This is a genomic window from Arthrobacter sp. Y3221114 (genome assembly GCF_059092625.1).
This window is the reverse complement of record NZ_JBNHHW010000002.1, coordinates 326,227-347,030: the sequence shown is the minus strand read 5'-3', so window position 1 is coordinate 347,030 and position 20,804 is coordinate 326,227. Positions and strand designations below refer to the sequence as shown.

Here is a 20,804-nt window from a genome sequence, read left to right as displayed (position 1 = left end):
CGACGTGAACGTACCCCTGTCCATCCTTGACCTGGCAACCATCGGCAGCAATGAAACCGTGGGTGAAAGCCTTGCCGGCAGCGTGTCCTTGGCGCAGCGCGCGGAGGAACTGGGCTACCGGCGGGTGTGGTACGCCGAGCACCACAACATGGCGTCGATCGCGTCCTCGGCCACCAGCGTGCTGATTGCCCACGTGGCAGCGCATACCAACAGCATCCGCCTCGGCGCTGGCGGCATCATGCTTCCGAACCATGCCCCGCTGACCATCGCCGAGCAGTTCGGCACGCTGGAGGCGCTCCACCCGGGACGGATCGATCTTGGCCTGGGCCGCGCGCCGGGCAGCGACCAGAACACCCTGCGGGCGCTGCGCCGTGATCCGATGAGCGCCGAGTCCTTCCCGCAGGACGTGCTGGAGCTGCAGGGCTACCTGACCGGGCAGACGCGCATTAAGGGCGTGGATGCGACACCGGGCAAGGGCACCAACGTGCCGCTGTACATCCTGGGCTCCTCGCTGTTTGGTGCCAAGCTGGCCGCGGCGCTGGGCCTGCCGTACTCGTTCGCCTCGCACTTCGCGCCCAATGCGCTGCAGGACGCCGTGTCCGTCTACCGCCGCGAGTTCCAGCCCTCGGAACAACTCGCGGAGCCCTACGTGATCGCCGGCGTGAACGCGATCGCCGCGGACAGCAACGAGGAAGCGCAGGAGCAGTTCCGGCTTGTCCGGCGCAGCCGGGTCTCGCTGCTGTTCGGGCGCGACCGGACGTTCACCGACGAGGAAGCGGACCTCATCCTGGACTCGCCGCAGGGCCAGCACGTGGAGCAGATGGTCAAGTACTCGGCCGTCGGGACGCCCGAGGCCGTCGCGGAGTACCTGGAAGGCTTCGCCAAGCATGCCGGCGCGGACGAATTGATCGTGGCTTTCCAGTCGCCGACCGTTGCGGAGCGGCTGCGCTCGCTGGAGCTGACGGCCCAAGCCGCCGAGCTGACTGCCTGAGCCGCGCTGGCTGCCTGAGCCGCGCTGGCTGCTGAGCCGTGCGGGGCCGCCGGCTGAGTTCCGCCGGCCCGCTCTAGCTGCGGGCTGAGTTCCGCCGGCCCGCTTGAGCCGCTCTCCGCACGGTCGCGGCTACTTGGACGCGACGTAGTAGGCGTTGAACGGGTCCTGCTCGACGTCCTTGACCACCGCCCCGGAAAAGCCCGCATCCGCCAGCATGGACAGGGCGAGCTGCTGGCCCCAGACGGTGCCGAGTCCCGCGCCACCCTGGCCCAGCGAAACGCTCATGCAGTGCATGACCGAAATGGTGTAGAGGAAGCCCGCCCAGGGCAGCGACACGTTGTCCTCCACATTGCTGGAGGCCTTCATGTCCACCATCAGGAAGGTTCCGCCGGGCCGCAGGGCCGCGTGGACTTCGCCGAGCACGCGCGCCGGCTGGGCCTGGTCGTGGATGGTGTCGAAGGCGGTGACCAGGTCGAACCGTTCCGGTTCATTCAGCTCGGCGACGTCCCGGACCTCGAACGAGGCATTCTGCAGGCCCATGCGCGCCGCTTCCTGCCGTGCCCGGGCGATTCCCTCTGACGAGAAGTCGTAGCCGGTGAACCGGCTGGCGGGAAACGCCTGCGCCATCAGGTTGATGGCGTGCCCGCTGCCGCAGCCGACGTCGGCCACGCCGATGCCCTCGCGCAGGCGTTCAACCAGCCCGTCGGCCAGCGGCAGGATTTCCTCGATCAGGCCGGCGTCGAAAACCGCCGAGCTTTCCTCCGACATCAGCTGGTGGAAGCGCGGATAGTCGGCATAGGACAGCCCGCCGCCCTGGCGGAATGCGGCGACGACCCCTTCCTCCACGCCGCCGAGCAGCGGGATGTACTGAAGCAGCCGCGCCAGGTTGTCCGGGCCGGCGGCCCTGGTCAGCGAGGCGGCGTGTTCGGCCGGCAGCCGGTAGGTGCGGGCAACCGGGTCGTAGACCACCACTTGCGACGCGGCCAGGCCGTTGAGCCATTCGCGCACGTAGCGTTCGTCCAGCTCCGCGGCGTCCGCGATCTGCTGGCTGGTGGCCGGCGGCAACGCCGCCAGGGTGTCGAACAGTCCGGTCTGGTGTCCGATGCTGGCCAGCATGGCCAGCGCGCCGTCGTTCAGGATGGTCAGGCAGCGCTGCGCAAAGGCTTCGGCTGCCTGGGTGTCGAGGTGCTCTGCTGTCTCCTGAGTGGTGGTCATGGCTTCTCCTGCGGTCTGGGAGCAGGCACCTGTTGCCTGCTGAATCCCACGGTAGGGAGCTGGCGGCACCCGGAACATCGGGCAAGTTCTGTGGGGCCGGGCGGCGCGGATGGGGCAAAAGATGCAGGCGTCGGTGCCGCGCCGAGGGTGCAGGCGTCAGCGCCGCGCCAAGGGAGCGGTGATGCCGTGCTCGTGGGCCCACGCGGCGGCCGCGGTGCGCGACGAGACACCGATCTTGAGGAAGATGTTGGCCAGGTGCCGGCCCACCGTCTTTTGGCTGATGAACAGTTCCGCCGCGGTTTCCTTGTTGGTGGCGCCGCGGGCGATGCAGGCCAGCACTTCGGCTTCGCGGTCGGTCAGTCCGCCCGGGGACTTTTGCCCGTCCAAGCGCCGCACATCGGGTTCCGCGCCGAGTTCCCGGTAGATGGCCAGGGCAATGGCTGCCTCGGAGGCGGCGGCGTCCGGCTGGTTCAGTTCCCGGCGTACGGCAGCGAGCAGTTCGTAGACGCGGGCGGTGTCGTGCCGGTGGTGCAGGGAACGATAACCCTGCAGCGCCGACCTCAGCACCGAGAGGGCCTGCGCGGCCTGGCCGCCGGAAAACAGCAGGACGCCGCGGGCATGCCGCGCCCAGGCCAGGAAACCGGGGCTGTTGAAGTCACTGGCCGATTGCTCCAGTTCGCGGCAGTATTCCTCGGCTTCCGCCAGCGAATGCATCTGCACAGCGAGTTCTACGGCGGGGAGCAGCATCTGCGCCCGGGTCAGCCGATCACTGGATTCCAGAGCCGCTGCCAGGCCGGCCCACGCGGCGTCGACATTTCCGCGAGCCGCCAGCATTTTGGCCTCGCCGGGCTGTGGTTCAACACCCAAGTCGCGCGCCTTGGCGTAGGACTCGGTGGCACCTTGCAGGTCGCCGCGCAGTCGGCGCAGCTCGCCGAGTTGGTAGTAACCTTCCCCGGCGGCCCACACGTTTCGGTCTGCCAACTCCAGGCTGCTTTGGGCTATCTCGCGTTCCACTCCGTCCCAATTGCCTTCTATGCTGCGGATCTGGAGCCGGTGGATATGGCACACGCCGGAATAGACCATGCCGCCCGCCAGTTGCTCGCACCAGCGCTCGGTGGCTTCGGTCCATGCCCGCATTCGCGGCAGGTCGGCCAGCTGGTAGCAGGCGTGGAGTACTGTGCAGTAGATGTCTCCCGCCCAGGTGGGTGGCACCTGCCCGGCCAGGACCGGGAGCATTGCCTCGTCCAAGGCCGCGAACCCCGAAGCGGTCCGCCCCGCTCGCAGATCGGCCAGCCCTACCAGGGTGAGACTGAAGGAATGCAGCACGGGTGCGTTGAACCTCCGCCCCATCTGCTGCAGTTCAGCGACCGCGGCCAGGGCCGGCTCCGGGTCTTCGGCAAACAGCAGCGCGTTGACGGTGTCCAGATACAGCAGGTAACCGTGGACCGGGCTCTCCGGGGCATCCATCAGCATGCGCCTCGCCCGGTTGATCCAGCCGGAGGCGATCATCAGGTCCCCGCGCAGTGTCCACAGCAGCCCCAGATCCAGGGCCTTCATGGCGGCGGCGAGCTTCTCGCCGTCGTTCTCGTAGCGGTGGAAGACCTCCTCGGAGTCCACTACCGATTCGCGGACATCCCCCACCCACCAAGCGGCATCGCCCAGCCGGGCCAGATCCTCCACGTCCAGCGGCGAGAGGCTGCGGGCCTTCTCGAATCCGTCATAGGCTGGGCGCCATTCCCCGCGCGCGTAGGCATCGCGTGCAGTAGCCAGCAGTGTTTCGATTGGCTCCATAGCGCTCCTGCATTTCAGGGTAGTCCTCCTGCAGCCTGCAGGGAACCGCGTAATCATCGCCATAAACGGTTCCGCCGCGGAGGGCAGCCGGTACAGTGGTGCCGAAACCGGACCACAGTTTCCGCAGGGAAATGTCCCCAGAAGGAGCAATCATGAGTTCAGCCGCCGTCGCGCGCCAGGGTGTCCTGGCCGACGCCCTCGTCCCCAGCACCGCCTTGGCCAACACCGCGCTGGTTGTCGGCGGGGCCGGCCTGACCGCCGTGATGGCGCAGCTGGCCGTGCCGCTGTGGCCGGTCCCGATCACCGGCCAGACCCTGGCCGTCCTGCTGGTCGGCAGCACGCTGGGCCCGGTCCGCGGCATGCTGTCGATGGCGCTGTACTGGGTGGCCGGCGTGGCCGGCATGCCGGTGTTCAGCGACGCATCCTCCGGCCTGGCCGCCGCCGTTGGCCCGACCGGCGGCTACCTGGTGGGCTTCATCGCCGCCGCGGGGCTGACCGGATGGCTGGCCAAGCGCAACTGGGACAAAAAGTTCCTGGGCGCCACCGTCTCCTTCCTCGCGGGCACCGTGGTCACCTTCGTCTTCGGCATGGCCTGGCTGGCCATTTCCCTGGGCGCCGACCTGCAGCAGACCCTCGAGTGGGGCCTGTACCCGTTCATCATCGGCGGCATCGTGAAGTCGCTGATCGCGGCAGCCGCCATGCCGGCTGCGTGGAAGCTGGCGGCCCGCCTGCCCAAGGACTCTGCCCGCCCCTAGCGTGTGGGCGGCAGGCTCCGCGCCCGCTGCAGCCGGACAACTTCATAGCACGACGCCGGTGTCCGGCTGGGGATTCGTTCCTCACCCGGGCGCCGGCGTCGTTGTCTGTGGGCGGGCGGGACGAAGCCCCGGGTTGGCTCCCCGGCGCCTTCCTGTTCCCCCAGCAGTTCACTGACATGTGTTCCCCTGCGCCACTCGAGTGGAGAGAAGAGGCAGCGAACAGGGCCATTTCGCTGCATCTTCCCGCCACTGGATTGTTAGCAATTCGGTGGCGCGGGTGCGGATTGTTAGCAATTCGGTGGCGGGGGTTCCGGGGTTCAGGTTCCGCCGTCTGCCGCACAGATCGCATAGGTTGGGATGGTGACGGCGCAGCAGGAAATCAGGGACTTTGTGGTGCGGCTGGGGGAGTTCGAGACGGGCCCGGCGAGCCGCAACTTCTTCTCGACGTCTCTAACGGAGAACGCAGCGCGCCGGCACAACATCAGCAGATACTTTGAACAGATGTTGGAATGCCGGCCACAGGTCCTGCTGGTCGGGGAGGCCCCCGGCTACCGCGGCATGACCGTGACCGGAGTCCCCTTCACCAACAAGGCGCTGATTTCGGGGGGTGACCCGTTCGGTATGTTCGGCCCGGACAACGGTTACGTGGTTCCGCCGGAAGTCCTCACCGTCCCGGCCGAGCCGACGGCAACGGTCATGTGGAACGTGCTGGCCGATCTGGACTTCCTGCCGCTGCTCTGGAGTGCATACCCTTTCCACCCGCACCAGCCCGGCCGGCCGTTGTCCAACCGGACACCCTCAAGCACCGAAATCCAAGACGGATTGCCGCTCTGGCAGGAGTTGGCCCGGATTTTCGGCATCGACACGGTTGTTGCCGTGGGGAACATCGGGCACCGAAGCGTCGCCGCAGCCGGGCTCAACGTGCCGAAGGTCCGCCACCCGGCCCATGGCGGCAAGGAGCTGTTCCGCCGGGGACTGCAGGAGTTGCTGGAGGCCGGCATCAACCAGTCCGCGGCGACGTAGTTCGGCAGGCCAGGGACGCGAACGGGCGCCCGGCCGGTTGCCGGGCGCCCGTTGCCGCGAGGACGCAAGCGAACTATACCGCTTCGAGCACGCTGACGTAGTTGGCGATCGCCAGGCCGCCCATGTTGTGCACGGCCGCGCGCCGGGCGCCCGGGAGCTGCATGTCACCGGCCGTGCCGGACAGCTGCATGGCGGCCACCACGTGCTGCGAGACGCCGGTGGCGCCGACGGGGTGGCCCTTGGCCTTCAACCCGCCGGACAAGTTCACCGGCAGCTTGCCGTCGCGGTATACCCAGCCTTCCTCGATGGCCCGGCGGCCTTCGCCGGCTGGCGCCAGCCCCATGACCTCGTACATGATCAGCTCGGCAATGGTGAAGCAGTCGTGCACCTCCGCCAGGTCCAGGTCATCCAGCCCCACCCCGGCCATGTCCAGGGCGCGCTGCCAGGCGGCGCGGCTGCCCGCGAAGGCGGTGGGATCGCGCTTTTCGGCCGGCATGAAGTCGTTGGCGTGGCCGAAGCCTGCCAGCCGGACTGCGGCGGCGGCGGCACCGGGGCGCGGCGCCTCCGTGCTGAGCACCACCGCGGCGGCACCGTCGGAGACCGGCGAGCAGTCCGTGCGGCGCAGCGGGTCGGCAACTACCGGGTTCTTGTCCGAGACCGTCCGGCAGAACTCCTCGCCCAGATCCTTGCGCAGCTGCGCGTAGGGATTGGCCACCCCGTTGCGGTGGTTCTTCGCCGCGATCGAGCCGAGGACGTCGCCCACCTCGCCGTAGCGCTTCTGGTAGTGCTTGGCCGTTTCCGCAAAGAGGCCGGCGAACCCGGTGGAGCTCGGCTTGCCGGCGGCCTCATAGTCGGCGCCGAGCAGGGCAGCGCCCACCACGTCCGCGCCGGCGTGGGTCATCTTCTCCGCGCCGATCACCAGCACGTTGCGCGCCGTGCCGGCCAGCAGCGATTTGGCCCCCTGCTGCACGGCGGCCGAACCGGAGGCGCAGGCGTTCTCCACCCGGGTGGCCGGCACGTTGGCCAGGTCGTCGGAGACCTGCAGGGCCAGCGAGGACGCGAAGCCCAGCGGCACCATGCCGGAGTTGAACTGGCCCAGGTAGACCTCGTCGATCTGTCCGGGCTCCAATCCGGCATTGGAGATGGCGTCACGGGCCACCCCGACGATCAGCGACTCCAGCGTCTCGTCGGCCAGCTTGCCGAACGGGGAATGCCCCCAGCCGGTCAGCAGGATGTCCCGGCCGAAATGTTGCTTCAGGCTCATCAGTGAGTTCCTTCCAGGGCTGTTTCCCGTGCGCCGGCCGGTGCGGCGGCGTCTTCGTCCAGTTCAGGGGCGACGGCGAAGTCCGGCTCGGTCTTCTCCCGCACCTCGGCCACGGTGACCCCCGGTGCCAGGCGGACCAGCCGCAGCGGGAGGGCGCCGCCGTCGTCGTCAATGTCGAAGACGGCGAGATCCGTGATGATCCGGTTGACCACCTTCACGCCGGTCAGCGGCAGCGAGCATTCGTTGACGATCTTGGGTGTGCCGTCCTTGGCCACATGCTCGGTCAGCACCACCACGCGCGGGGTGCCGGCGACCAGGTCCATCGCGCCGCCCATGCCCTTGACCATCTTCCCGGGGATGGTCCAGTTCGCCAGGTCGCCCGCCGCGGAGACCTGCATGGCGCCCAAAACGGCGGTCTTCACGTGCCCGCCGCGGATCATGCCGAAACTGGTGGCCGAATCGAAGATGGACCCGCCGGGCAACACCGTCACGGTCTGCTTGCCGGCGTTGATCAGGTCGGCGTCCTCGTCGCCGTCGTACGGGAACGGGCCCATGCCCAGCAGGCCGTTTTCGCTCTGCAGCACCACGCGCACGCCGTCCGGCAGGTTGTTGGCCACCAACGTGGGGATGCCGATGCCCAGGTTGACGTAGTCGCCGTCGTTCAGTTCGGCGGCCGCGATGGCCGCCATCTCGTCTCGGGTCCAAGCCATGATGTGCTCCTTCTGGTCTAAAATCTCAGGCGCCGACGGCGGCGGGGCGGGGGCGGACGGTACGCTGCTCGATGTCCTTGGCGCGGTCCGAGGCCTGCACGAGGCGCTGGACGTACACGCCCGGGGTGACGATGTGGTTCGGGTCCAGCTGGCCCGGCTCCACGATCACCTCGGCCTCGGCGACGGTGACCCGGCCGGCGGTGGCCACCACCGGGTTGAAGTTGCGGGCCGTGTAGCGGTAGATCAGGTTGCCGTCCGTGTCAGCGGTGTGCGCGTGGACGAGGGCCAGGTCGGCCACGATCCCGCGCTCCTGCACGTAGAGCTCGCCGTCGAACTCCTCGTGCGGCTTGCCCTCGGCGATGACGGTGCCCACCCCGGTCTTCGTGTAGAAGGCCGCGATGCCCGCCCCACCGGCGCGGAGGCGCTCGGCGAGCGTGCCCTGCGGGTTGAATTCGACCTCCAGCGTGCCGGCCAGGAACTGCTGGGCGAACAGCTTGTTCTCGCCCACGTAGGAGGCCAACACCTTGCGGACCTGCCCGGCTTCGATCAGCACGCCCAGGCCTTTGCCGTCCACGCCCATGTTGTTGGAGACCACCGTCAGGTCCTTGACGCCGGAATCGCGCACCGCGTCGATCAGGTCCGCGGGGATGCCGGAGAGCCCGAATCCTCCCACCGCGATCGTCATGCCGTCATGCAGCACGCCGGCCAGTGCGGCGGCGGGTCCTGCCGTCAGTTTGGACATTGCTTCCTCCTCGTTGAGTGCCGTCCCCACCCGCTCGTCTGCACACGGGGGCGGAATTTGTCCATCTTGTGGACAGCTGTTATCCGGCAGACTAGTGGGGTCGCGGCGGAACCGTCAACGGCAGCTCAGATGCCACATTCACACTGTGGACAGCAGGAGGTAGACTGTCCACATTGTGGATCGGTTGGCTGCGAAACTGAGCCGTCCGCCGGCCAGGACCCGCCAGGAGGACAGTTGCCGGACAAACAGGTGCAGGGTGCCCAGGTGGTCGGCCGGGTGGCCCGGCTGCTGCGGATCGTCGGGCGAGCGCCGGAGACCGGCGCGGCCCTGGCCGACATCGTACGGGCGTCGGGCCTGACGCGGCCAACGGTCTACCGGCTGCTGAATTCGCTGGCTGCCGAAGGCCTGCTGGACCAGCATGCCGAGACCGGCACCTGGCATTTGGGCCCGGAGCTCTACGTACTCGGCTCGGTTGCCGCCGGCCGCTTCGCGATTGAGGACCTGGCCCGGCCGCGCCTGCAGCGGCTGGCGGACGAGACCGGCGAGAGCGCCTTTCTGTCCATCCGGCGGGGCGACGAAACCGTCTGCCTGGTCCGGGTGGAAGGCAGCTTCCCGGTGCGCTCCTTCGTGCTGCACGAAGGGGTCCGCTTCCCGCTGGGCATCGCTTCCGCCGGGCTGGCCATCATGGCCTTTTTGGAGCCTGCGGAAATTGACCGACTGCTCGACGACGGCGGTGCCCGGGTCGAGCGCTTCGGCCCGACCCATGCGCCGGACAAGATCCGCGCCAACCTGGCCGAAACCCGGGAGCGGGGCTATACGGTCAACCCCGGGCTGATCCTGGAGGGCAGCTGGGGGATGGGCGCGGCCGTCTTCGACCGGCAGGGCCAGCCGGCCTGGGCGCTGTCACTGACCGGCATCGAGCAGCGGTTCCGACCCGACCGGCAGGAGTTCCTGGGCAAGCTGCTGCTGGAGGAAGCACACCTACTCACGCAGCAGCTGCGCGAGCAACCGCAGAACCGCCGGTAAGCTCGGGGCAGCCGCCACCTCCGGCCGGCACCAGAGCACGCTAGGAGCAACCATGGCCGGGCACCACCCGCTGCGCACCGCCGTGATCGGCTACGGACTCTCCGGGCGGGTCTTTCACACGCCGTTGCTGGAGGCATCGAGCGACTATTCGCTGGACGCCATCGTGACGGCCAACCCCGAGCGGGCGGCACAGGCAGCGGCCGCGCACCCCCGCGCCAGGATCGCGGCATCCGCGGACGAACTGTTGGCGGCGCCGGAGTCTCTCGACCTCGTGGTGGTGGGCACCCCGCCGGCCAGCCACTACGCGCTCGCCGACGCCGCGATCGACCGCGGTCTGCACGTGGTGGTGGACAAGCCCTTCGTCCCGGACTCCGCCCGAGGCGAGGCCTTGATGGCCAAGGCCGGGCGGGCCGGCGTGGTGCTCTCCGTCTTCCATAACCGCCGCTGGGATTCGGATTTCCTGACCCTGCAGAAGCTGATCGAGGACGGCGAACTCGGCCGGGTGCACACCTTCGAGTCACGCTTCGAGCGCTGGAAGCCGGAGGGACTGCGGGCGTGGAAAGCGACGGCCGGCGCCACCGGGGGCGGCGGCATCCTCTTCGACCTTGGCGTGCACCTCATCGACCAGGCGCTCACGCTCTTCGGGCCGGCCGCCACGGTCTACGGCGAGACCGCCCGCCACACCGTTCCCGAAGCATCCGCCGCCGACGAGGACGCCTTCGTGTCCCTGCTGCACGAGTCAGGCGTGCGTTCCCGGCTGTCGATGAACCTTATTTCCGCGCTGCCCGCGCCACGCTTCCATGTGCTCGGCTCGGCCGCCGCCTTCACCTTGTGGGGCACGGACAGCCAGGAGGCCGCGCTGGGAGCCGGCGCGGTTCCCGGGGCAGCCGGATACGGCGAGGAACCCGCAGAGCGGTGGGGGACCCTCGGCACGCCGGGCCATGCCCGCAAGGTTCCTTCCCTGGCCGGCGCCTACCCGGAGTTCTACCGGCAGCTGGCCGCGGCCATCATCGACGGCGCCCCGGTTCCCGTGGAGCCCGGGGACGCGGTGGCGGCCATCCGCATCATCGAGGAGATCCACCGGCAAAACCGGGCATAAGGGCCGGCAGCGCGCTCACAGAAGCTGCCCCTGTCGACGTGGGGCCGCCAGCCGTGGGCCGTCCGGGCGCGGCGTTCCCCATCAGTCCTCGTCCTGCGGCAGGCGCGATACCGGGGCGGCGTGCGGAATGTGCCAGCCAAAGTGCAGCGAGACCACCCGCAGTCCGAACACCACGGCGGCCACGCCCACGGCGGCCAGCGTCCCGTAGACGCCGGCAAACCACAGCACGACCACCAAGGCAGAACCCAACATGGCAGGCACGGCGTACAGATCGTCCGGGCTAAACAGTTGGGGCACCCGGTTGGCCACTACGTCGCGCATGATTCCGCCGCCCACGGCCGTGGTCAGGCCCAGCAGCGCCGAGGCAACCGGGTTCATGCCCAGGCTCAGGGCCTTGACCGTCCCGGTGATGCAGAACAATGCCAGCCCGCCGGCGTCGAAGATCAGCAGCGGACGCTGGAACCGTTCCACGCTGCGGAACAGGAAGAAGACCACCAGGGCGGCCAGGACGGGCGGGACAACATACAGCGGATTATTGAAAGCGCTGGGGACGGTGCCCAAGATCAAATCGCGGATGACTCCGCCGCCCAGCCCGGCCAGCGAACCCAGGAACAGCGAGCCGATAATGTCGAACTTCCGCCGGGCCGCCAGGATGCAGCCGGACATGGCGAAAAAGAACGTGCCGAAGAGGTCCAGTATCAACGCGAACGTCATGCCTGCCATCCAATCATCGCCAAATCCTGCTCACGCCACGGCACTGCTGCACAGGCAACACGGTCACCCACATCAACAGCAGTCGATTCTGTCACAGGTCCCGCCGGTGAACGCCGGGACCAGCGTCGCGGGCACCGCCGGCAGCAACACGTCTGCAGGCCCGACCTAGCCCAGCAGCAGGGCGACCAGCAGGACGGCGGGCAGCGAGAGCAGGGAGCTCAGGAAGATGATGTCCCGCACCAGCGTGGACTGCATCCGGAACTGGCTGGTGAACAGGAAGACGTTCTGCGCCGTCGGCAAGGCCGCCATGACCACCACGCCCAGCAGCGGGATGCCGCCCACATTGAACACGAAGTGCGCCACCGCCCAGGCGATGGCCGGCATCAGGGCCAGCTTCACCACGGAGCCCAGCGCGACGTCGGCCCGCAGGGCGCGTTGGGTCAGCGGTTTTTGTCCGTGCAGGCTCATGCCAAACAGCATCAGCAGCAGCGGAATGGACGCGTTGCCGAGCATTTCCACCGGCGTCCAGACCACCTCGGGCAAGTGCAGCCCGGTCACGGAGATGAGCGCGCCGACGGCGGTGGCGACGGTGACCGGATTGAGGATGGACTTCACCACGGTGCGCCACAACGGGACAGCCGCGGCAGCACTGCCGTCGTGCTTCACGGGCATCCCCGCCGCCGCCTTCCGCTGGCACCAGGCGAAGACGGTCAGGTACACGGGCGCGATGACGAGCAGCTGCGCCAGCAGCACCGACACCACCGGGTCGGCGCTGCCCACGGCGTAGAGGGCGATCGGCACCCCGATGTTTCCCGCGTTGACATAGGTGGAGGCCATGGCGCCGCCGGCCGTCTGCGCTGCCGGGCGGCGCAGCATGAAGCGGCTGAACAGCACGTAAACCGCACCCGCGAGGGCGGCGGTAATCAAGGCGATCGGCGTGTAGACGCCGACGACCGACGCGAGATCCGTGTCGGACAGCAGCACCAGCATCAGCGCCGGGTTGGTGATGTAGTAAATCACAGGCGTGAGTCCGCGCTGCATCTCCGGCGCCTTCTGCGGCACGATGGCTGCGGCGGCAAAGCCGACGGCAACGATCACCAGCACCACGCCGAAGCCGAGCAGCACACCTTCCACGGGACCTCCAGAAGTCACGGCTCTGTCCGGCCGGCCCGGGACGGGCGGCCGAACAGAGTCAAACGGCGGAACAGAGAAGACCGCCCGCCCCGCAGGATGCGGAGCGGGCGTGAGGTCCTAGCGGACCAGGCAGGGGCGCTTGGGATCGAATTCCCAGCCGGGCACCAGGTACTGCATGGAGACGGCGTCGTCGCGGGCGCCGAGGCCGTGTGAGTTAGCCAGCATCGGGTCACGGCCCGCGACCGCGAACGCCTCGACGGCGGCAATGGTGGGTTGGTTGCTCATGCCTGCCCTTCAGCAAGTTCCAGGGTGCCGTCGATCAGGCGAGTGAGCCGCCATGGGTTGTCCTGCTGCAGCGGTGCCGGCAGCAGGGCTTCGGGGAAGTTCTGGTAGGCCACCGGGCGCAGGAACCGCTCGATCGCCAGCGTGCCCACCGACGTGGTGCGGGTATCCGAGGTGGCCGGGAAGGGCCCGCCGTGGACCATCGCGTGTCCGACCTCGACGCCGGTCGGCCAGCCGTTGGCCAGGATGCGGCCTGCCTTGCGCTCCAGGACGGGCAGCAGCGGGGCCACGGTGGCGTGGTCCTCGTCGCTCATGTGCAGGGTGGCGGTCAGCTGCCCTTCGAGCCGCTTGGCGGCGGTGACCAGGTCCTCGGCGGAGGTGTAGCGGACCAGCAGCGAAGCGGCGCCGAAAATTTCCTCGTGCAGCACGTCATTGGTCAGGAAGGTGCGGACATCGGTGCCGAAGACCGCCGGAGCGGGGGCGTTCTGCGTGCTGCCTTCCTGGCCGCGGGCCACCAGTTCCACGCCGTCCTGCCGGCCGAGGGAGTCGACGCCGGCGGTCCAGGAGTCGGCGATGCCGCGGGTCAGCATGGTCTGGCCGGCGGCCGGGGCCAGGGCGCGGCCCACGGCGGCCGCGAACGCGTCCCCGGCGTCGCCGGCCGGCACGAAGGCAAGCCCGGGGGCGGTGCAGAGCTGCCCGCTGGAACCGGTGACCGAGCCGACGTACGCCGCGGCAAGGGCATCCAGGCCGCCCTTGAGCGCGCCGTCGAAGAAGAAGACCGGGTTGATGGAGCTCATTTCGGCGTAGACCGGGATGGGTTCCGGCCGTGCCGCGGCCGTGGCCACCAAGGCGGTGCCGCCGGAGCGGGAACCGGTGAAGCCGACGGCCTTGATTGCCGGATCAGCGACCAGCGCCTGCCCGATGCTGGCGCCCGGGCCGTAGACCAGCGAGAACACGCCCGGGTGCAGGCCGGAGTCGGCCACCGCGTTGGCGATCGCGTGGCCGACGATTTCGCTGGTGCCCGGGTGGGCGTTGTGGGCCTTGAACACCACCGGGCAGCCCGCGGCCAGCGCGGAGACGGTGTCTCCGCCGGCGGTGGAGAAGGCCAGCGGGAAGTTGCTGGCGCCGAACACGGCGACCGGACCCAGCGGAACCTTGCGCTGGCGGATGTCGGCACGGGGCATCGGCTGGCGGTCCGGCTGCGCCGGGTCGATGCGGACGCCGCGGTGGTCGCCCTGGCGCACCACCGCGGCGAACAGGCGGAGCTGGCCGGTGGTGCGGCCGCGTTCGCCGTTCAGCCGCGCGGCGGGCAGGCCGGTTTCGGCCATCGCGCGTTCCACCAGCTCTTCACCGACCGCCTCGATGTTCTCGGCAATCTTCTCCAGGAAGGCAGCGTGCGTTTCCGGATCCAGCGTGCTGAAGGAGTCGAAAGCCTCCGCGGCTGCGGCGGTGGCGGTAGCCAGCTGGGCTGCGTCGATGAGGCTGTAGGCCGGTTCGAGGACGTTGTTGGTGGCAGGGTCGAAACCGTTGACCGTGCCGCCGGTGCCTGTCACGGCTTCGCCGGCGATGATCGAGTGGCCTGTCAGGGTTGTCTGCGTGCTGGGCATAGGATGCTCCTTCTGGACTGCGGATGGTCTGCTGTGGCTGATGGGCGGAACGCGGCCGAGACACACCGCCACACAAATACCGAGGGCGTGCCGCTGCAGGAACTAGCCCTATTCAGGGTTGTCGGAGAGCATCAGGGCTCCAGGCTCATCAGTCAAAGAAGCGGCGATAACGGGGTTCACCGGGCCGCCCTGAAGGATCTGCCTCTGATGGCGCTGGTGGTCTCGGCCTGCGCGTTTGTGCTGGTGGTCATGCCAGAACAGTAGAGACATCCGGCGATGCAAGTCCAACCGGATACTGCACCGAAAGCCCGTTGGGACATGGAGCGGAGGAGCCGTGGCCCCTTTGGGGCGCAGGCTCATCGAACAGAAGGTCCCGCCGCCTGCGTCGCCCGACCGGGATCTGGCTGGGGCCCAGCAGCGGCGGCCCGGCGAGATGCGGTCCGGAACCATGCCAGGGGGCCAAGGATGGGCAACATGAGCACCACCAGCGACCAGACTGCTTTCGCCTGCCGCTGCCGTTTGCTCCGCCCTATGCTGACCAGCGCTCCGACCGCCAGGAAAAGGGCAAACGGTCCGGCACAGACGACAGCTGATATCCACGTGACCGAGTCGAACAGCATAGGATCCCCCTCCTTGGCCGTACCCGGCCGCCGGCCCGCACCAAAGACCGCATCATGACGAGTCTAGAATCGCAGCGGTGCTGCGGCTATCCTCCGAGAGGATGAGTTCGGAGCGGTTACGCTCCTCCCTCGGTAGCAGGGGCCCGGGGCCTCAGTCCTCCGTCTGGAACTTGGCCAGTACCTTATGCAGGGTGTTGAGGTTCCTGGTGGTGGTCACCGGCTTGTACATGGTTTTGGCCATTTGCTTGGACAGCTTCGACTCCAGCGTGCTGCCTTTCGGCACCTCCCAGTACAAGACGTCGCCAATTGGGGTCGCGCGTTCTTCGGGCGAAAGTTCCGGGCAGTCCCCGAGCAGTCGTTCCACAACCGCCGCACCCGTGGTGAGCACCGCGTAAGCGTGCCGGGGAACACCGTCGTCGGGTGGGATGTACGGGTAGCCCTCGACGATGGCGGCCAGTTCCTGCGGCGTCTTGACGATGCCCCACGCGTCGTAGCCGAATGCCGTCCGTAAGCTCGCTTCGACCCTTTCCTTGACCGCACCCGGGTCATCGGTCTCTGCGCACAGCACGACGTTGCCCGAGGCGAGGACCGTCTCCACCTGCCTGAAGCCGGCTTCGCTGAGGACCCGCTGCAGGTCCTTCATGGCAATCCGGATGCCCCCAACGTTGATGCCGCGTAAAAAGACGGCATAAGACCGCAAGGAATCGGGTTCGCCGCATTTATTTTTCATTGAGCTCCCGGGTCATATTGGCGGAGAAATCATTGTATGCACCGGCCGTAATCGCTTGGTGGTCCCACCCATTCAGGCGCTAGGCAAAAGAAAATGCGCGCCTTTGCATATGTATTACCCGAGGGTGGCAAAATCAAGGGCGGAGGCGCCTCTTGGAGTAAACCATTAACCAGATTTTGGTGGAGCGCGTTCCTCGAAACCGGGGGAAACGTTCCCTTGTCTAACCCCCTAACCCCTCCTAGGCTGAATGTAACGGACCGGCTTCTGAAGGACGCCGGATCCATGTATGGGGAACTGCGGCTGGCGGCGGCTGAGGGCGTCATTCGCAGCGGCTTCATGGGGACACGGGCGGATGGATACCGCCCGCCTAGCGGGGAGCAGAGCATGACTCTGGAGACAGTATAAAGAAGCGGTGGGGGACGTTCCTTGCTGGGCGTACCTGAGGGGATTCATGGCTTATGTACTGAGTGTCGATGTCGGCACAAGTTTCACGGCAGCAGCGATAGCGCGATACGGGAGCGGGGACCGAAAGCCTCAGCAGCCGCAGGCCGTCCACTTGGGTTCGCGTGCGGCGGCCGTGCCGTCGGTGATCTATATAGGCGACGACGGCGCAGTCCTGGTCGGCGAGGCAGCCGAACGCCGCGGCACGACTTCTCCTGACCGGGTGGTTCGTGAATTCAAACGGCGGATCGGCGACGCGGTGCCGATCATGGTCGGAGACCTGTTCGTCACGCCTGAGGATATATTCGCCACCGTGGTGCGGTGGGTCGTAGACCGCGCCCACGAACGTGAAGGCGAAGCTCCGGAAGGCATAGTGGTGTCGCATCCGGCCGGCTGGGGTGACTACAAAACCGGCCTGATCCGTGATGCCATGGCCGGCGTGGGGCTGGCCGACGTCATCCTGTTGAGCGAGCCGGAAGCAGCCGCGCTCCATTACGCCTCCCAGACCCGCGTCAGCACGGGCAGCCTGGTCGCGGTCTATGACTTTGGCGGCGGTACCTTCGACGCGGCAGTTCTGCACAAGAACGACACGTCCACGTTCACGCTGCTGGGCAAACCGGAAGGTTTGGAGCGGTTGGGGGGAGCGGATGTGGACGACATTGTCTTCGCCCACGTCGTCGCCAGCTTGGACGGCGGGCTCAGCACCGTGGACCCCGGCTCGATGCAAACGCGCGTGGCCCTGGACCGTGTCCGGCGGGAGTGCGTTGAAGCCAAAGAAGCTCTTTCGGCCGATTCAGAGGCAACGATCCCTGTGTTGCTGCCGGATCTGCAGACAGGCGTCCGCCTGGTGCGGTCCGAGTTTGAGGGCATGATTGACCCACTGGTGCGCGATACGATCCACTCCCTGCGCCGGTCCCTCGAAACAGCGGAAGTAGCTGCCGAGGCCCTCACCGCGGTCCTCTTGACTGGCGGTTCCTCCCGCATCCCCCTGGTTGCCCAATTGCTGTCCGCCGAACTGAACCGTCCCCTCGCCGTGGATGCGGATCCGAAGGCCTCGATCAGCTTGGGCGCCGCGTACTTCGCGGCGCGAAACCGGCTCGCCCTGGCACCTGAAGATGCAGCGGAGCCGAAGCCGGAATTGGTCGCCGCCGTAGGTCGCGCATTTCCGCCACCCCAGTTCCACGCCCATGCGGCGTCCGCGGTGGAAGGCGCCGGCGGCGCGCGGAAACCCGTGCTGGCCATGCGCGCCGCCGCCGTTACGGTGGCGGTCGCGGCCCTCACGGCCTTGACGGCAACCGCCGCGCAAAGCCCCCACGAATTCGGCCTCTTCGGCTCCCAGCCGGGAGTTGCCCAGGGCAGTGCAGCGGAACGGAACGGCTACGTACCGGGGGGAGCGCCGCAGGGGAGTAAAGGGGACGGGCCGGCCAATTCCGTGATGGCTGCTGAGCCGTCGCAGCCTGGCATGAGTCCTGTGGTTTTCTGGGAAAACCCGGCTGCGTCCCCGGGTGCGGTGACTCGGAGCCCGGAAGGCTCACCAGGGTTTGGCGGCGCCTTGGGCTTCGCGCAGGATCAGGCAACGGGAACGGCGACGACGGCGCCGGACGGCACCCCGTCAACGGGCACAGGCGGCGCGTCTACGCCGGCCGGCGATTCCGGGCAGGGGCCGGGAACGAATCCGGATAACGGCACCAGCACCCCTGCTCCGGGAACCACCGGAGCTCCCGTGCCGCCCGCGACGCCACAGCCAGGCACGACTCCCCAACCTCCCGTCCCGGAGCCGGAACCGAGTGTTCCAACTGCACCGACAACGGCACCGGAACCGGATCCGGTGCAGACGCCTCCGTCTCCCGCGCCCGCGCCGGAACCTGACCCGGAGCCAGCGCCGGAGCCTTCATCGGCACCGTCAGAGACGGCTGTTGTCGATCCTCCGCCGACCGCGCCGGCCTTGATGGATCCGACGCAGCCGCCAGCTCCGTCGGGTGACCCCACCGATGCGCCTGCTCCGGGGCCGGCATGACAGGTGCGACACCGGCGCAGCCGGCGGCACGTCGTTTGGTGAACCGGGATGCCGCGCAACTGCTGACGGAAGCCGCGGCGGAGCCCACGTCGCGTTTACTGGCTACCGTGTCCGGTCCGGGAGGTTCGGGGAAGAGCCTTCTGCTGGAGAACTTGGCGGCAGCCTATGACGAATCAGGAGTCCCCGTCAGCTCAAGCAGGCAAGCGCTGGGGCAAGACCCGGTGGACGAAGGCACCGCGGTACTGATCGACGATGCCCACCAATTGGACGACGCCGAACTGGAGCGCGTCCATCGGTTGGCCGTCGAGCAGAACGTGAATCTTGTGGTCGCGTATCGGACGTGGCCGCAGTTGCCGGCCCTGCAGCGGCTGACCGCGGTGTTGGAAGCGCACCGGCGGCCGGTCTTGTTGGGCCCCTGGACCCGTCACGACATCGCCCGCCATGCAGCGGCTGCCCGCCCGGAACGGCTTCCTGCGCCGGCCATTGATCAGATTTTCCGGCTCACCGGGGGCCTGCCCTGGCTGGTCCAGCATGTGTTGGAAGCGATCGATGACGCCCGCCAAATACCATCAGATCCGGTTAAGTTCGGTGGGTTGGTCAACCATGTGGGCTACGAACTCGAACGGCTGGAACCAAACCTTCGGGAGCTGCTGCTGGCACTAGCGGTCGGGTTTGATCTAACCGGGCCGTTGCCTTCCGGACTGCGGGAACTGCCTGGCGGAATCGGGCCGCTGATGTCGCAGGCAGCGGCCGCAGGGCTGATCCTGCCCGAGGGAATCCTGGCTCCCCTCATGCGCAGCGTCCTGCTTCACGTCACGCCGCTGCACGATGTGCGGGCGGTCCAGCGGGCCTTGGCGGACTGTTTAGCCAACAACAGCGCACAGGCGCCCCTTGACGTGGCCCGCGGCCTGGTTCGGGGCGGGTTCCAGGACCCACGCGTCGCCCGCGTCCTCGAAGATGCAGGCGACGGCGCCCTGGCTTCCGAGCCTCTGGTGGCCGCGACACTCTACAACGAAGCGGCGGCAGCCGGAGCCGACGGGGTGGCAACAGCGGCACGCCGGGCCCAAGCGGCCCTGGCCTCCGGAGACCTCGAAACAGCCGGCCGCATCCTTGACCGGGTGCTGGCTCACCCGGACGCGCCCGACAAGCTCCGCGGAGCGGACGTGGCGGCGTCGCTGTGGGCGCAGCGCGGCATGCTGGCGCGCAGCGCACAGGTCTACCGGTGGCTCGGATCTCCCGCCACGGAGGCGTCCAGGGCGCTGGCCGCCGTCGTCATGATCGGTACGGGCGAGCCCGACGCGGCCCGGAGCCTGCTCGCAGGCGGCCGTTCCGACAACTCGCCAACACTGACGAACGTGGCCGTCTCGCTGATGGGACAAGGCATTGCCGAGTCCATCGGCGAGCACGCCGAGCAGGCGCTGCCCGCCCTGGTACGGGCCTCCGACATGCTGACCGCCTCGGGCGCCGCGATTCCGCTGCCGGACAGCCCGGCTGCCCTCGCGGCATTGGTGGCCCTGCACAGCGGTGAGCTTTCCGTAGCGGAATCCATCCTCGACGATGCACTGCGCGGAGGGCAGGGAGGTCCGGCGGCCCGGTTGAGGCTGCTGCTCCTGCGGGCCTGGGTCTCCATGCTGCAGGACCACCCGGACAGCGCAGGAGCAGCCATTGCAGAGGCGACCGCCAGCGGAATCCCTCCCACCCCACGTGATGGATTGTTGCTGGACGCACTACGGGTCGGGCTGGCACGCCGAACCGATGACACGGCCGCCTTGGTGCGCGCCTGGGACCGGGCGCGGGGCCGGTTGCTGCACGTCGCCGTCGATCTCTACAGTCTGCTGCCCCTGGGCGAACTGGCAGTAGCCGCTGCCCGCCTGCGGGATTCCTCGCGGCTACAGCCGCACTTGACCGAGGCGTGGGCGCTGCTGGGGAGGTTGGGCGAACCGGCGCTGTGGTCTACGTCCCTGCATTGGTACGCGGTCCAGGCAGCCCTCTTGGCGGATAGCCCCAATGAGCTCGCCCCGCATGCCTCGGCGCTGGTGCGCGCCTCGGGGACGTACCGCCTGGCGGGCGTGCTTGCGGCGGCAGGCCGGGCGTGGGTGACGGTGCTGGCCGGCCGGATTGATCCGCGGCTGGTGGAGGAGTCCGCCCGCGCGCTCGCATCCGTCGGCCTCACATGGGATGGGGCTCGGCTCGCCGGGCACGCGGCAGCGCATGCGGACGAGCGCAAGGACATGAGCCGCCTCCTGGCCTGCGCCAGGGACCTTCATCCCGGTACGCGCGGGACCATGGACGCGCCGGCCGAGACAGCTGCCGTGGAGCACGAAGGGCAGACACCAGTCCCCGCCGGAGCAGCACACGGTCAGGAGGGGGCTGTCTTGAGCGAGCGGGAGCGCGAAGTTGCCCGGTTGGTTTTAGAGGGCAAGACGTACCGGGAGATCGGTGCCGCAATTTTTATTTCGCCGCGTACCGCCGAGCACCACATTGCGCGTATCCGCCGCCGGTTAGGGGCTTCGAACCGCTCCGAACTGCTGACCCAGTTGCGGCTTGCGCTCGGCGAAGACGGTTCCCAAGCGCAGTAATTCCGCGGACTTCCGGCCTTGGGACCCCTCCCTACCTAGTCCCCGGATACCGCGATCCCCCTGC

17 protein-coding genes and 1 pseudogene are annotated in these 20,804 nt (G+C 68.3%); 7 read left to right on the top strand and 11 right to left on the bottom strand.

The window, feature by feature from the left end:
• The first annotated feature begins 4 nt into the window (after window positions 1–4).
• Window positions 5–991 (top strand): LLM class flavin-dependent oxidoreductase, encoded by a 987-nt coding sequence (locus AC5RV3_RS05665; RefSeq protein ID WP_494121282.1) that lies wholly within the window; start codon window positions 5–7, stop codon window positions 989–991.
• Window positions 992–1,120: 129 nt separating this feature from the next.
• Here the strand turns inward: AC5RV3_RS05665 and AC5RV3_RS05660 are convergent, their stop codons facing one another.
• On the bottom strand, window positions 1,121–2,206 hold the full coding sequence (locus AC5RV3_RS05660) for a class I SAM-dependent methyltransferase (RefSeq protein WP_494121281.1): 1,086 nt from the start codon (window positions 2,204–2,206) through the stop codon (window positions 1,121–1,123).
• 156 nt (window positions 2,207–2,362) lie between these two features.
• Complete coding sequence (locus AC5RV3_RS05655) at window positions 2,363–3,997, bottom strand: helix-turn-helix transcriptional regulator (protein WP_494121280.1); 1,635 nt, start codon at window positions 3,995–3,997, stop codon at window positions 2,363–2,365.
• Window positions 3,998–4,149: 152 nt separating this feature from the next.
• Between AC5RV3_RS05655 and AC5RV3_RS05650 the strand changes: the two genes are divergently transcribed.
• Together AC5RV3_RS05650 and AC5RV3_RS05645 are read left to right on the top strand one after the other, a co-directional pair.
• A complete protein-coding gene (locus AC5RV3_RS05650; RefSeq protein WP_494121279.1) occupies window positions 4,150–4,752 on the top strand; it encodes a biotin transporter BioY in 603 nt (200 codons plus the stop codon).
• A gap of 360 nt (window positions 4,753–5,112) precedes the next feature.
• Window positions 5,113–5,775, top strand: coding sequence for a uracil-DNA glycosylase (locus AC5RV3_RS05645; RefSeq protein WP_494121278.1), 663 nt, complete (start codon window positions 5,113–5,115; stop codon window positions 5,773–5,775).
• Window positions 5,776–5,848: 73 nt separating this feature from the next.
• Here the strand turns inward: AC5RV3_RS05645 and AC5RV3_RS05640 are convergent, their stop codons facing one another.
• From AC5RV3_RS05640 to AC5RV3_RS05630, 3 genes are read right to left on the bottom strand one after another with little or no spacing between them, the layout of a single operon-like run.
• Window positions 5,849–7,039, bottom strand: a complete 1,191-nt coding sequence (locus AC5RV3_RS05640) for an acetyl-CoA acetyltransferase (RefSeq protein WP_494121277.1) — start codon at window positions 7,037–7,039, stop codon at window positions 5,849–5,851.
• Entirely contained in the window at window positions 7,039–7,749 is a 711-nt protein-coding gene (locus AC5RV3_RS05635; protein WP_494112651.1) for a CoA transferase subunit B, read from the bottom strand. Before AC5RV3_RS05635 ends, AC5RV3_RS05640 begins: the two co-directional genes overlap by 1 nt.
• A 25-nt stretch (window positions 7,750–7,774) precedes the next feature.
• On the bottom strand, window positions 7,775–8,491 hold the full coding sequence (locus tag AC5RV3_RS05630; protein ID WP_494121276.1) for a CoA transferase subunit A: 717 nt from the start codon (window positions 8,489–8,491) through the stop codon (window positions 7,775–7,777).
• Window positions 8,492–8,725: 234 nt separating this feature from the next.
• Between AC5RV3_RS05630 and AC5RV3_RS05625 the strand changes: the two genes are divergently transcribed.
• Complete coding sequence (locus tag AC5RV3_RS05625) at window positions 8,726–9,517, top strand: IclR family transcriptional regulator (RefSeq protein ID WP_494121275.1); 792 nt, start codon at window positions 8,726–8,728, stop codon at window positions 9,515–9,517.
• 52 nt (window positions 9,518–9,569) lie between these two features.
• Window positions 9,570–10,616 carry a Gfo/Idh/MocA family protein gene (locus AC5RV3_RS05620; RefSeq protein ID WP_494121274.1) on the top strand — a complete coding sequence of 349 codons (1,047 nt, stop codon included), beginning with the start codon at window positions 9,570–9,572 and terminating at the stop codon, window positions 10,614–10,616.
• Window positions 10,617–10,697: 81 nt separating this feature from the next.
• Here AC5RV3_RS05620 and AC5RV3_RS05615 read toward each other — a convergent pair whose 3' ends face one another.
• The 6 genes and pseudogenes from AC5RV3_RS05615 to AC5RV3_RS05590 form a co-directional block, all read right to left on the bottom strand.
• Window positions 10,698–11,330, bottom strand: a complete 633-nt coding sequence (locus tag AC5RV3_RS05615; protein WP_494121273.1) for a trimeric intracellular cation channel family protein — start codon at window positions 11,328–11,330, stop codon at window positions 10,698–10,700.
• A 165-nt stretch (window positions 11,331–11,495) separates the two neighbouring features.
• A complete protein-coding gene (locus tag AC5RV3_RS05610) occupies window positions 11,496–12,482 on the bottom strand; it encodes an AEC family transporter (RefSeq protein WP_494121272.1) in 987 nt (328 codons plus the stop codon).
• A 99-nt stretch (window positions 12,483–12,581) separates the two neighbouring features.
• Window positions 12,582–12,674 (bottom strand): annotated as a pseudogene (locus tag AC5RV3_RS05605) (enolase C-terminal domain-like protein); the annotation flags it as partial.
• Between the two features lie 71 nt (window positions 12,675–12,745).
• Window positions 12,746–14,353, bottom strand: a complete 1,608-nt coding sequence (locus AC5RV3_RS05600) for an aldehyde dehydrogenase (NADP(+)) (protein WP_494121271.1) — start codon at window positions 14,351–14,353, stop codon at window positions 12,746–12,748.
• 356 nt (window positions 14,354–14,709) lie between these two features.
• A complete protein-coding gene (locus AC5RV3_RS05595) occupies window positions 14,710–14,973 on the bottom strand; it encodes a PLD nuclease N-terminal domain-containing protein (protein ID WP_494121270.1) in 264 nt (87 codons plus the stop codon).
• 151 nt (window positions 14,974–15,124) lie between these two features.
• Window positions 15,125–15,703 carry a DUF1697 domain-containing protein gene (locus AC5RV3_RS05590; RefSeq protein ID WP_494121269.1) on the bottom strand — a complete coding sequence of 193 codons (579 nt, stop codon included), beginning with the start codon at window positions 15,701–15,703 and terminating at the stop codon, window positions 15,125–15,127.
• A gap of 556 nt (window positions 15,704–16,259) precedes the next feature.
• Here AC5RV3_RS05590 and AC5RV3_RS05585 point away from each other — a divergent pair.
• Together AC5RV3_RS05585 and AC5RV3_RS05580 are read left to right on the top strand one after the other, a co-directional pair.
• Complete coding sequence (locus AC5RV3_RS05585; RefSeq protein WP_494121268.1) at window positions 16,260–18,161, top strand: Hsp70 family protein; 1,902 nt, start codon at window positions 16,260–16,262, stop codon at window positions 18,159–18,161.
• Window positions 18,158–20,740, top strand: a complete 2,583-nt coding sequence (locus AC5RV3_RS05580) for a LuxR C-terminal-related transcriptional regulator (protein ID WP_494121267.1) — start codon at window positions 18,158–18,160, stop codon at window positions 20,738–20,740. The genes AC5RV3_RS05585 and AC5RV3_RS05580 overlap by 4 nt, the downstream gene beginning before the upstream one ends.
• Window positions 20,741–20,804: the final 64 nt, after the last annotated feature.